Raw genomic sequence first — 13,010 nt, forward strand, 5'->3', positions numbered from 1 at the left:
TAAGAAAGAAATAAGATGAAAGAGAATAAATCCGCTTCTTTGTTTCCAAAGGAGCTTGTCATAGAAAGCATGAAACAGTCGTTCGCAAAACTGGACCCGCGTACGATGTTTCGCAATCCGATCATGTTCATTGTCGAGATAGTGACGTTTGTGATGTTGATCGTTACGATTTGGGCTGCCGCCACCGGAGCACAAAACCAGGGAACGTTCGGATATAACTTATTTGTTTTTATTGTGTTGTTTCTCACGCTGCTCTTTGCCAACTTCGCCGAAGCGATTGCCGAGGCACGTGGCAAAGCCCAGGCGGACAGCTTGCGCAAAACCCGTGAAGAGACACCGGCCAAGTTGATTGGTGCTGGCGGTTCTATCACATCCGTAAGCAGTTCGAAGTTGAAAAAAGGCGATGTATTTATTTGTGAAGCCGGTGATACGATCCCGTCCGACGGCGAGATCATCGAAGGGCTTGCTTCCATCGACGAAAGTGCCATTACAGGCGAATCGGCCCCGGTGATCCGCGAAGCAGGTGGTGATAAGAGTTCCGTAACCGGCGGTACGAAGGTACTTTCAGACCAGATTCGGGTGGTGGTGACCACACAACCGGGCGAGAGCTTCCTCGATAAGATGATTGCCCTGGTAGAAGGTGCTTCAAGGAAAAAGACTCCGAATGAGATCGCGTTGACGATCCTGCTGGCCGGTTTTACATTGGTATTCGTGGTTGTTTGCGGTACGTTGAAACCGATGGCCGATTATTCGAATACGCAGATCACGATTGCGGCTTTCATTTCTTTGTTTGTCTGCCTGATCCCGACAACGATCGGCGGTTTGCTGTCGGCGATCGGTATTGCAGGTATGGATCGTGCCTTGCGTGCCAATGTGATTACCAAATCGGGTAAGGCGGTGGAAACGGCCGGCGATATAGATACTTTGTTATTGGATAAAACCGGAACGATAACGATCGGTAACCGTAAGGCTACGCAGTTCTACCCGGTATCCGGTATCGAGGAACAGGCATTCGTGCAGGCTTGCTTGTTGGCTTCCCTGTCGGATGAAACGCCTGAAGGTAAATCGATTGTCGAACTGGGACGTGAACGGGGTATTCGTATCCGCGATCTGAGTACTTCGGGTTCGAAGATGATTAAGTTTACCGCAGAAACCAAATGTTCGGGTGTCGACCTGAAAGACGGTATCCGTATCCGTAAAGGGGCTTTCGATGCGATCCGCAAGATGAGTGAGGCTGCCGGGAATAAATATCCGGAAGAGGTGGCCGACCTTGTACAGAAGATCACGAGTAACGGGGGGACGCCGCTGGTGGTTTCGCAGGATGACTTTATTATCGGTGTGATTGAATTGCAGGATATTATCAAACCGGGTATCCAGGAACGTTTCGAACGTCTCCGTAAGATGGGGGTAAAGACGGTAATGGTGACGGGTGATAATCCACTGACTGCCAAATATATTGCAGAGAAAGCTGGTGTAGATGATTATATCGCCGAAGCCAAGCCGGAAGATAAGATGAACTATATCAAGAAAGAACAGGACAGCGGTAAGTTGGTTGCGATGATGGGTGACGGTACGAACGATGCTCCGGCACTGGCTCAGGCAAACGTCGGGGTTGCTATGAACAGCGGTACGCAGGCAGCTAAAGAAGCCGGTAATATGGTGGATCTCGATAACGACCCGACCAAGCTGATCGAGATCGTGGAGATCGGTAAGCAGTTATTGATGACGCGCGGAACATTGACTACATTCAGTATTGCGAATGATGTGGCTAAATATTTTGCTATTGTCCCGGCTTTGTTTATGGTGGCTATTCCACAGTTGGGTGCATTGAATATCATGCATCTGCATAGTCCTGAAAGTGCGATATTGAGTGCGATCATTTTCAATGCGATCATTATTCCGATCCTGATTCCGCTGGCATTGAAAGGGGTTGCTTATAAGCCGATCGGAGCTTCCGCATTATTGCGCCGCAACTTGCTGATCTATGGAGTAGGCGGTATAGTGGCACCGTTTGTCGGTATCAAGTTGATCGACCTGGTTGTCAGTTTGTTTATGTAATCAATTAAAAGTATAGAAATCATGATATCGAATCTAATTAAATCGTTAAAGTTGACAATAGCTTTCTGTGTATTGTTCAGTGTTTGTTACATATTTGTTTTATGGGCTTTTGCCCAGGTTGCCACTTCGAATAGTGGGAATGCCACAGTGGTGGAATTGAATGGAAAAGTAGTGGGAGCGGCCAATGTTGGCCAATCCTTTACGCAAGATATTTATTTCTGGGGTCGTCCTTCCTGCGCGGGCGACGGATATGATGCTTCCAGTTCCGCAGGTAGTAACAAGGGACCATCCAATGAAGTGTATCTGGCTGACCTTCAGGTGCGCATCGATACCTTCCTCGTACATCATCCGTATCTGAAACGTGAAGAGGTTCCGGCCGAGATCGTTACCGCCAGTGGTTCCGGGCTCGATCCTCATATCTCGCCGAAGGCTGCTTATGTACAGGTACAGCGGGTGGCAGCCGCTCGTGGTGTGTCTCCGGAAAGATTGATGGCTATCGTAAATGCCAATGTGGAGAAACCGTTGTTGGGACTTTTCGGAACGGAAAAGGTGAATGTCCTGAAATTGAATGTGGCTGTGGAAAAGGCCCTGGATAAATAATTGATTAAATAAGTTTACTAAACAAGCAAATAACGATATAACAAGAATATGAAATCGATACTTAAAAAGATTGCCGTTGTGGCAATGATCTTCTCTGTTTCTTCTTTCTCTGTAATGCAAGCCCAGGAGGGTGAGGCTGGCGTAAAGTTTACGGTACAGGGCGACCTGGTGAGTTCTTATGTATGGCGTGGAATGTATCAGACGAGTGCCAGCTTCCAGCCGACTTTCGGCCTGAGCGTAGGGGGCTTCTCCCTGACTGCCTGGGGGTCGACCGACTTTACCGGTGTAAACGAGAATTCCGGACAGGGGGCTAAAGAGATCGACCTGACAGCGGCTTATACATTCGGAAACTCCGGATTGACATTGTCGGTTGCCGACTTGTGGTGGGCCGGACAGGGAGCCGGAAAGTATTTTAATTTTAAGAGTCATGAAACTGCTCATCATTTTGAAGGTGCTATTGCTTATTCATTGCCGGTAGAAAAGTTTCCTTTATCAATTGCCTGGTACACAATGTTTGCCGGTCTGGATAAGAATAGCCATGATGAGCAGGCATACTCTACGTATGTGGAAATGAATTATCCGTTCAGTGTTAAAATGGTAGACCTGAATGTGACCTGTGGCTTCACTCCCTGGAATGCGCCGCAGTATCAGACAAACAGTTTTGCCGTAACGAACGTGGCGCTCAAAGGAACGACCGCAATAAAGTTCAGCGATTCGTTTTCTTTGCCTATTTTTGCACAAGCCATTTGGAATCCTCGCCTCGAAGATGCTCATTTGGTTTTCGGATTCACTTTGAAACCGTAATATAGATAGTCGGATGGACAGAGAACAGAGTGTACAGCACTTTTTGGACTTACTGAAAAAGTCCCGCCGTGGTAACTTCAAGATCTACATCGGTATGATTGCCGGTGTAGGTAAATCGTATCGTATGCTTCAGGAGGCACACGAGTTGCTTCGTAGCGGCATCGATATACAGGTCGGCTATATAGAAACACACGGCAGGCTTGAAACGGAAGCGTTGGTGGAGGGATTGCCCCATGTTCCGCGCCGGAAATCCTTTTATAAAGGGAAAGAGGTGGAGGAAATGGATTTGCAGGCCATCCTGAGTGTCCATCCCGAAGTAGTCATTGTCGATGAGCTGGCCCATTCCAATGTAGAAGGTAGTAAGAACGAAAAACGCTGGCAGGATGTAATGGATATCCTCGAAGCGGGCATCAGCGTAATCACGGCAGTCAATATCCAGCATCTGGAAGGGTTGAACGAAGAGGTGCAGGATATAGCCGGAATAGAAGTGAAAGAAAGGATTCCGGACAGCGTGCTGGAGCAGGCCGATGAGGTGGTCAATATCGACCTGACTGCCGACGAACTGGTGAAGCGCCTGAAAGCCGGAAAGATATACCGTCCGGAGAAGGTGGAAACCGCCCTCAATAACTTTTTTAAGTCGGAAAACATCCTTCAGCTGCGCGAGCTGGCCTTGAAGGAGGTGGCTTTGAGGGTAGAGAAGAAGGTGGAGAATTCGGTTCCGGTCAATATGGGTGTCCGGCATGAAAAGTTCCTGGCCTGCATCAGCAGTAATGAGCGTACGCCCCGGAAAGTAATCCGGAAAGCAGCCCGTCTGGCTACCCGTTATAATACGAAGTTCTTTGTTTTGTATGTGCAGACTCCACGGGAGAGCATCGACCGGATACCGTTGGCCAACCAGCGTTATCTGTCCAATCATTTCAAGCTGGCAACGGAACTGGGGGGAGAGGTGATACAGGTACAGTCTGAGTCGGTGACGGATAGTATCGTTCAGGTGTGTAAGGAGAAAATGATAACGACGCTTTGTATCGGTAAGCCTTCCTTTAGTTTGCGTACTTTGTTATTTTCTTCGTATCGTTACCGGAAATTACTGAATAGTTTGTCGCAGTTGAATATTGATTTAATAATAATAGCATGATATGAGTAAGTCTGTTAGTCTGAAGATTAAAACGAAGCTTATCTATGGGATAGGTTTGTTGTTCGTTATGATTGTGTTGCTGGGAGGACTGGCTGTAAAGAATATCCACAATATGTCTGTCGATACTCAGAATATCCTGGCGGATAATTACAATTCGCTTCTCTATTCAAGAAGAATGTTGAGTGCCCTTGAACGCATCAAGACTGACCCCGTAGCGCAGGCGGAGTTTGATAAAAACCTCGAATTGCAGAAAATGAATATAACGGAAGTGGACGAGAACGTGGCAACGACTCATCTGGCTACCCAATATGAAGCGATGCATAACGAACTGAATGATACGACGATCCAACGGGTACGCATGGCACTCAACGATATCATGAGCCTGAATATGGCTACCATATACCGCAAAAGCCAGATCGCCGGACATACGGCAGACCAGGCATTGTTGTGGATCTGCATAATAGCTGTTATCTGTATTTTGACTGCTTTTGTTTTCCTGATCCGTTTGCCCCGCTCGATCAATACGCCGATAAGGAAGCTGACCGACGGTATCATGGAGATTGCCAACCATAACTATGAGAAGCGGCTTGACTTAGGAGATTATCAGGAGTTTTCGGATGTGGCGAACTCTTTCAACCGGATGGCTGAACGGCTCACCGAGTACCGTAAAAGTACCCTGGCCGATATCATCCAGGCTAAAAAGTATATTGAAGCGATTGTCAACAGTATCACGGAGCCCATTATCGGTCTCGACGGCAACCGTTCGATTCTTTTTGCCAATGATGAGGCATTAACGATCCTGAACCTGAAACGGGATGTCGTGATCGGTAAATCCGCCGCCGAACTGGCTTTAAAGAATGACTTGCTTCGTCGTTTGGTGCGTGAACTGATCCAACCGGATGAGAAAAAGGAACCGTTGAAAATATATGCTGATAACAAGGAAAGTTATTTCCAGGCAAAATATATCCCGATCCGTGTGACGGATGAGAACGGGAAGGAGAACCAGTATGTCGGCGATGTGATCCTGTTGAAGAATATTACGGAGTTTAAAGAGCTGGACTCGGCTAAGACTACATTTATCTCTACGATCTCCCACGAACTGAAGACACCGATCTCAGCCATCATGATGAGTCTGAAGCTTCTGGAAGATAAACGGGTAGGCGAAATGAACGATGAGCAAAGGGCCTTGTCACAAAGTATCAAAGACAGCAGCGATCGTTTATTGGATATCACCGGCGAACTCCTGAAAATGACGCAGGTGGAAACGGGTAAACTGCAACTGAACCCGAAGATCACCAAACCGATCGAACTGATCGACTATGCCATCAAAGCAAACCGTGTGCAGGCCGAACGTTTCGGTTGTCATGTCGAAGTCGAGTATCCGGAAAAGATATCGAAGTTGTTTGTCGACAGTGAAAAGATAGCCTGGGTGTTGACTAACCTGTTATCGAACGCTATCCATTACACACCGGAGAATGGGCGTATCATCATTGGGGCCAGGCAGATGGATAAAACCGTGGAAATATTTGTGAAAGACTTTGGTAAAGGCATTGACCCGCGTTATCACCAAAGTATCTTCGATCGTTATTTCCGTGTTCCCGGAACGAAAGTGCAGGGGAGCGGTCTCGGGTTGGCAATCAGTAAAGACTTTGTTGAGGCTCACGGCGGAACGATCCATGTGGAGAGCGAGATCGGTAAAGGGAGTACATTTGTTATCCGGTTTAACGTATAAAAAGAATAGTATAATATAATCATGAAAATATTGAAATTTGGTGGTACATCCGTTGGCTCAGCCCAACGGATGAAGAACGTCGCGTCCATTATCTGTAATGGAGAACGGAATATTGTGGTCTTGTCCGCTATGTCGGGTACGACAAATGCTCTGGTCGATATCTCCGGATCTTTTCATCGGAAAGAAACAGATGAAGCTAATAAGATAATTAGTCGGTTGGAGCAGGTATATGCTGTATGTATTGACGGTTTATATGAATCTGATGTTTATAAGGAACAGGCTTTGGAACTGGTGGCCGACCGCTTTCGTTATATATGGTCGTTCGCAGAGGCACCGTTCACCCCGTTCGATGAAAAAGTAGTGTTGGCACAAGGTGAACTGATTTCCACCGGAATGATGGATCTCTATTTGAAGGAAAAAGGCGTTAACTCTGTTTTACTTCCGGCATTAGATTTTATGCGTATCACGGCAGAGCTGGAGCCGGACTTGTCGTATATAAAGGAGAAGTTGTGTGCACAGCTTGCTTCTTATCCGAATGCCGACCTGTTCATCACGCAGGGATTTATTTGTCGGAATGCCTATGGCAAGATCGATAACCTGCAACGAGGAGGCAGTGATTTTAGTGCCTCTCTGATAGGAGCGGCTATTTCTGCAGAGGAAATTCAGATATGGACTGACATTGACGGAATGCATAATAACGATCCTCGTGTAGTCGATCATACTGTCCCTGTGCGACAGTTGAATTTTGAAGAAGCAGCCAAGCTGGCCTATTTTGGTGCAAAGATACTTCATCCCTGTTGTATACGTCCGGCAAAAGAAAGCAATATTCCCGTTCGTTTACTTAATTCATTGCAGCCGTCTGCACCGGGTACATTGATTTCCAATACGGCTGAAAAAGGAAGGATAAAAGCTGTCGCAGCTAAGGATAATATTGTTTATATAAAGATCAAGTCGTTGAACCTTCTTCCTGCCCATAAGTTTCTGAGCTTGGTCTTTAATACTTTCGAAACGTATAAGACGGCGGTCGATATGGTAACGACTTCTGATGTGGGCATTTCGGTGACAATCGATAATCCTGTGCATCTATCCGAAATTATTTCGTGTTTGGAAGAGTATGCAACGGTCTGTGTGGAAAGAAACATGGTGATAGTATGTGTCGTTGGTGATCTCGAGTGGCAGAATGTAGGATTTGAGGCTCAGATAGTCAATGCATTGAAGGATGTGCCTGTCCGGATGATCTCATACGGAGGAAGTAGCAGTAATGTCTCTTTAGTGATGAAAGCGGAAGATAAGGTGAGGGCTTTACAGGCTTTAAGCAACCGATTATTCCCTTCGTGCATGGACACAAAAAAGTCAGTATCGACTGCTTCTTGAAGCGGTTGATACTGACACTTATCTTAGTTTTCTTACTTTTTATCTTTCAGTAAATCACGTATCTCAGTCAATAGCTGAACATCTGCAGGTGGAGCGGGAGGTGTAGCCGGGGCTTCCTCTGTCTTTTTCTTATTCAGGGCATTCATGCCTTTTATCATCATAAAGATCGCAAAAGCGATGATGATGAAGTCTAATGTTACCTGTAAGAAATTTCCGTAGTTGATCGTGACGGCAGGGGTAATCACTTTGTCACCTTCCATCACTGCATGCTTCAATACGATTTTCAAATCTGTAAAGTTTACTCCTCCGACCAGTAATCCAACTGCCGGCATGATGATATCTCCTACGACTGATGATACTATCTTACCGAAAGCACCACCGATGATGATACCGACTGCCATGTCGACAACGTTGCCGCGCATGGCAAACTGCTTAAATTCTTGTAAAAATTTCCCCATATATATTCGCCTTTTTTATGATATAACCGTAATCGTTTGTATTTGGTTGCGAATATACAATATTTTGTTAAAAATCAGGCAAGAATTAACTTTTCAATATCTTCGTCCGGTGTGCTGATCGTTCCTATCCCAAAGTTTTCAACCAATACCTGTGCAACATTCGGCGAAAGGAAAGCCGGTAGTGTCGGGCCTAGATGGATGTTTTTAACACCAAGGCTCAATAGAGCCAACAGGACGATGACTGCCTTCTGTTCATACCATGCAATATTGTAGACAATCGGTAACTGGTTGATATCTTCCAACCCGAATGCTTCCTGCAACTTCATGGCGATCACTGCCAGGGAATAACTGTCGTTACATTGTCCGGCGTCCAATACGCGGGGAATGCCCCTTATATCACCGAGCGGCAGTTTGTTGTAACGGTATTTTGCACAACCGGCCGTCAGGATAACGCAATCGGATGGCAATTCGCTGGCGAACTCCGTATAATAGTTACGACTTTTCATACGTCCGTCGCATCCGGCCATCACTACGAATTTGCGGATGGCACCGCTTTTTACCGCATCGACCACTTTATCAGCTAAAGCCATTACCTGATTGTGGGCGAACCCTCCGGTAATTTGTCCGTGCTCTATCTCTTTCGGAGCGGCACAGCGTTTGGCATGGGCTATGATCTCTGAATAATCTTTGGTCTTGCCATCTTCTCTTGACGGGATATGTTTCCATCCCGGAAAACCGGCCGAGTTGGTCGTATAAACGCGATCCTTGTATGAAGCACCTTCCAGTGGCGGAACTATACAGTTTGTCGTGAACAGGATAGGGCCGTTAAAGCTCTCGAACTCTTCCCGTTGTTGCCACCAGGCGTTCCCGTAGTTGCCGACAAAATGTTTGTATTTCTTGAAGGCCGGATAATAGTTGGCGGGTAACATTTCGCTATGTGTATATACATCTACTCCGGTTCCGTCTGTCTGTGCAAGCAGTTCTTCCATATCTTTCAGGTCGTGACCACTGATCAGAATGGCCGGATTGTTGCGTACACCGATATTTACCTGCGTGATCTCCGGATTGCCATAGCTATTGGTATTTGCCTTATCCAGCAATGCCATTGCTTTCACCCCGTAGTTTCCGGTTTCCAGCACTAATGCCGTTAGCTGTTCAGCCGAAAGGTCTTTCCGTAAGGTCTCTGCCAACGCAAACTGAATGAACCGGTGTAGGTCTGCTTCTTCAAATCCCAAGTTTCCGGCATGTTCCACATAAGCGGCCATCCCTTTCAGTCCGTAAATGATCAGTTCCTTCAAAGAACGGATGTCGGGATTTGCTTCGCGCAATACACCGACCGTCAGGGCTTTCCCTTCGAAAGTACTTTTATCGCCTTTCCACACCAGTTCGTCGATGACGGGCAGTTCGATACCGCGTTTACCGGCTTCGTCTTTTAACTGATCCCTTAATTCTATTCCTTTGACAATGCGTCGGGTAATACTTTCTATATCGAAGTTTGCATTCGTGATTGTAGAGAAAAGGGCATCCACAACGAAATGATTGATATGTGCGGGTATTTCTACCCCGGCATTTCGCAGTTGAGTGGCAACAACAGATACTCCTTTGGTGATGAATAACAACAAGTCCATCCGGTTGGCAGTCTCATCGTCTTTTCCACAGACTCCTTTAATCATACAGCCGGTTCCTTTCGCTGCTTCCTGGCACTGAAAACAAAACATTTTTGCATCCATACTATTCTATTATTTTATTGGTTTATATTATTTTGAAAACAAAAGTAGGACAGCCCCGTTTCTTATATTGTACCAAATGTTACAAACGCGAATATTTTTCAGATAGATACGGTAGTACTTTTATTTGGATAGGAATGAAACTTATATCAGACCTGATGTAATTTTATTTAGTTGCTGATGAAAGTTGTTGCCGACACCCTCGGCAATATTGTTGACGTCCTCGAAAGCTTTGCCGACGTCCTCGACAATATTGTTGACGCCCTCGGCAATAACTTTCCTTTGCAGGAAAATAAGATTTCCTCCTCTTTTTTCTTATATTTGCCTTATATATAAATGACGATGATAGCAATACTTTCCAAATCCGTACTGTTTAGAAATATCTCTGATGCAGAGATTTCAGAATTGCTGGAAACAGCAGTTTACAGGGTGATAGCTTATCGTTCGAAAGATATTGTCGCTCTTCAGGGAGCACCATGCAATCATCTGATGATTGTATTGAGTGGGCTTCTACAAGGGCAGATGGTGAATGACGCCGGTAAACTTGTTGTTATTGAAGAGTTGCGAGCCTCCCAGTTGTTGGCGCCGGCTTTCCTGTATGCTCCGAAAAATAATCTTCCGGTAAACATTCTGGCAATGGAGCCTTCGGAGATATTATTTATTCATCGGGATGATTTTACCCAATGGATGCAGCTGAACAAGCAGCTTCTTCAGAACTTCTTGATGCTGATATCCGGCAGAAGTCATTTCCTGAGCGATAAGATTATGTTCTTATCACTAAAGAATATAAAGAATAAGATTGCAGATTATTTGCTTCGTAAACTGCCGGAGCCAACGGTAGATGTTATTCATCTGACTGAAACTCAGCAGGAGATAGCCGACTCGTTTGGAGTGACCCGCCCTTCTCTGGCACGAGCTTTGGCTGAAATGGAGCAGGAGGGTGTTATTTCCATCGACCGGAAGATTATAAAAGTCCGTAATATGCCGGCTCTTAAGCAGATGGCTCAATAATAAAATAAACCCACTCCTGAGAAGAGAGTGGGCTCATTTTCTAAGTAATTTATACCGGACCGGCTATTACTTGTTTAAGAAAGAACTTTTCATTCTGGCAATATCTGTCAGGTAGTCTTGCAAATCCTGTTCATGTTCTTCTTCCATACCCAAGATATGTTTTGCTATTTCACAGGTTGTGAAGTCTTTACCGTCTGTGAATTCGGCGATTTGCTGGTATCTGACGATAGCACAACGTTCGGAAGCAACGTTTTGGTTCAATAGGCTGACAACGTCAAAATCGCTAGGTACGTCATATTTGCATCTTGCCAGTTCGAACCATTTTTTAGGATCGAGTACAGGAACGCCTTCCAATTCGATAATACGGTCGGCCAGTAACTTGGCGTGGCCTAATTCTTCGTTGGCATGTTCTTCAAATTCAGCCTGTACGTTTGCACGCATAGCACCTTCTGCAACCAAAGCGCCTACCCAGTATTGATAGTATGCTAACCATTCTTCTGATAATGCAGCGTTAAGCTGTGATAATAAACTTTCTACATCTAGTTTCTGCTGTAGAATCTTAACACTTTCTTTTGCCATAACTGTAAAATTTAGTTTAGTATAATGCTCGTTTGTATTGTTCAAACAATGCTACTGGGCGTTTGTTCATAATTGATAGTGATTTTTCTATGAGATTGTAGTGATTTAATCGTCTAGCTTGCCGAACTTACCTGCTCCCAGATCAATATAAGCTTGTTTTAACTCTGCTACATTGTTCATAACGAATGGGCCGTATGCAGCAATAGGTTCTTTGATCGGTTCACCACTCAAGATAAGTACGGTTGCCTTATTTACTGCCTGGATGGTGAAGGTTTCTCCTTTATTTTCGAATAAAGCGAAATAGTCGGTCGGAACCAGTTCATTATTATTGATCTTTACAGAACCTTCAACGACTAACACTGCTGTGTTATAATCTGTCGGGAATGAGAATTCGGCGCTTCCTCCTTTATTTAATAGGACATTTAATAAATGCATAGGAGTAAAGGTGGATGCTATTCCGTCTGTTTCCTGGTATTTACCGGCAATGACCTCGATCTGACCGGCATTATCAGGCAGTTCGACTTTCGGAATCTGACTGTTTATAATAGACTGATATTTAGGATCAGCTTTTTTATCCTTGGCAGGAAGGTTGATCCATAATTGTACAACATGGAATTCACCTCCTTTCTGACTGAAGCTTTCTTCATGGTATTCCTTATGAAGTACCCCGGAGGCCGCTGTCATCCATTGGATATCACCTGGACCGATCACATCGCTATTACCTCTGCTGTCATGGTGGGCAACTTTTCCTTTATATACGATTGTGACAGTTTCAAATCCGCGATGAGGATGCACTCCGACACCTCTAGGTTCTTTGCGCGGTGAGAATTCCATTTTAGCATTGTAATCTAACAAGATGAATGGATTCATACGTTCTCTATTTAATTGTTCCAGATGTGGTATGAAGTTATGTACTCTGAATCCGTCTCCAACCATGTGCGGAGCAGGTGGGGCTATGATATTTTCTACTTTTTTTACCGTCATAAATAATCTCCTTATTTTTTTAGTAAAACAAAAAAGAGACAGGCTTTGTTGTACCAGCTGGCCTTTCCCATATAATAATGTATAGAGAAATGGCTTTTGATGTGGTTGGCAATTGGATAGCGGCTGAAATTGAAGGGGCTTTGTGTTATTAGACTTGGTTTGATTTTTTTTCACTTGTAACGTTCAGTGATACAGAAGTGTAGTGATTTTGCTGCGATATTAAGTAAAAAATAAAGTGAGAAAAGTTTGGAGCGTATGTTTTATAACACTACTTTTGCATCCGCATTCGAGAGAGAACGGCACTGCAAAACATGATGAAAAAACTTTTAGAAAAAACTTCTGAAAACATTTGGAAGTATGAAATAAAAGTTCTTATCTTTGCATCCACGTTCGCTAAAAATCTGGCGAATGTAACAACAAGAGTTCTTTGAAAGATTTACATATCAACAAGTAGTACAAGTATTAAAAAATTAATACCGTCAAAAACTTGAGAATAAATAACGGATTCTGAGCAAGACAAAACAATTTATACAACGAAGAGTTTGATC

At 44.7% G+C, this 13,010-nt stretch carries 11 protein-coding genes; 7 read left to right on the forward strand and 4 right to left on the reverse strand.

The features are described 5' to 3' along the window. The first annotated feature begins 15 nt into the window (after positions 1–15). The 6 genes from kdpB to M1P97_RS22110 are packed head-to-tail and all read left to right on the forward strand — an operon-like array spanning position 16 to position 7,703. Positions 16–2,058 carry a potassium-transporting ATPase subunit KdpB gene (gene kdpB / locus M1P97_RS22085; RefSeq protein WP_249390223.1) on the forward strand — a complete coding sequence of 681 codons (2,043 nt, stop codon included), beginning with the start codon at positions 16–18 and terminating at the stop codon, positions 2,056–2,058. 21 nt (positions 2,059–2,079) lie between these two features. Beyond that, positions 2,080–2,658 (forward strand): K(+)-transporting ATPase subunit C, encoded by a 579-nt coding sequence (locus M1P97_RS22090; RefSeq protein WP_249390224.1) that lies wholly within the window; start codon positions 2,080–2,082, stop codon positions 2,656–2,658. A gap of 48 nt (positions 2,659–2,706) precedes the next feature. Next, positions 2,707–3,462, forward strand: coding sequence for a TorF family putative porin (locus M1P97_RS22095; protein WP_195374567.1), 756 nt, complete (start codon positions 2,707–2,709; stop codon positions 3,460–3,462). A gap of 13 nt (positions 3,463–3,475) precedes the next feature. Continuing rightward, positions 3,476–4,597, forward strand: coding sequence for a sensor protein KdpD (locus tag M1P97_RS22100; RefSeq protein WP_249390225.1), 1,122 nt, complete (start codon positions 3,476–3,478; stop codon positions 4,595–4,597). Position 4,598: 1 nt separating this feature from the next. Next, a complete protein-coding gene (locus tag M1P97_RS22105; protein WP_195374569.1) occupies positions 4,599–6,329 on the forward strand; it encodes an ATP-binding protein in 1,731 nt (576 codons plus the stop codon). 21 nt (positions 6,330–6,350) lie between these two features. Further along, positions 6,351–7,703, forward strand: coding sequence for an aspartate kinase (locus tag M1P97_RS22110; RefSeq protein ID WP_249390226.1), 1,353 nt, complete (start codon positions 6,351–6,353; stop codon positions 7,701–7,703). 32 nt (positions 7,704–7,735) lie between these two features. Here the strand turns inward: M1P97_RS22110 and mscL are convergent, their stop codons facing one another. Both mscL and hcp read right to left on the reverse strand, forming a co-directional pair. Continuing rightward, positions 7,736–8,161 (reverse strand): large-conductance mechanosensitive channel protein MscL, encoded by a 426-nt coding sequence (mscL, locus tag M1P97_RS22115; RefSeq protein WP_075558442.1) that lies wholly within the window; start codon positions 8,159–8,161, stop codon positions 7,736–7,738. A 74-nt stretch (positions 8,162–8,235) separates the two neighbouring features. After that, positions 8,236–9,891, reverse strand: a complete 1,656-nt coding sequence (hcp, locus tag M1P97_RS22120) for a hydroxylamine reductase (protein ID WP_249390227.1) — start codon at positions 9,889–9,891, stop codon at positions 8,236–8,238. Positions 9,892–10,230: 339 nt separating this feature from the next. Here hcp and M1P97_RS22125 point away from each other — a divergent pair, with 339 nt between their 5' ends. Beyond that, complete coding sequence (locus M1P97_RS22125) at positions 10,231–10,899, forward strand: Crp/Fnr family transcriptional regulator (protein WP_195374572.1); 669 nt, start codon at positions 10,231–10,233, stop codon at positions 10,897–10,899. A 66-nt stretch (positions 10,900–10,965) separates the two neighbouring features. On the opposite strand, the gene M1P97_RS22130 is transcribed toward M1P97_RS22125, so the two are convergent. Beyond that, complete coding sequence (locus M1P97_RS22130) at positions 10,966–11,478, reverse strand: ferritin-like domain-containing protein (protein WP_195374573.1); 513 nt, start codon at positions 11,476–11,478, stop codon at positions 10,966–10,968. Positions 11,479–11,583: 105 nt separating this feature from the next. After that, a complete protein-coding gene (locus M1P97_RS22135) occupies positions 11,584–12,462 on the reverse strand; it encodes a pirin family protein (protein WP_249390228.1) in 879 nt (292 codons plus the stop codon). Positions 12,463–13,010 lie beyond the last annotated feature (548 nt).

The organism is Parabacteroides leei, from assembly GCF_023369805.1.
GTDB classification, from domain to species: Bacteria; Bacteroidota; Bacteroidia; order Bacteroidales; family Tannerellaceae; genus Parabacteroides; species Parabacteroides leei.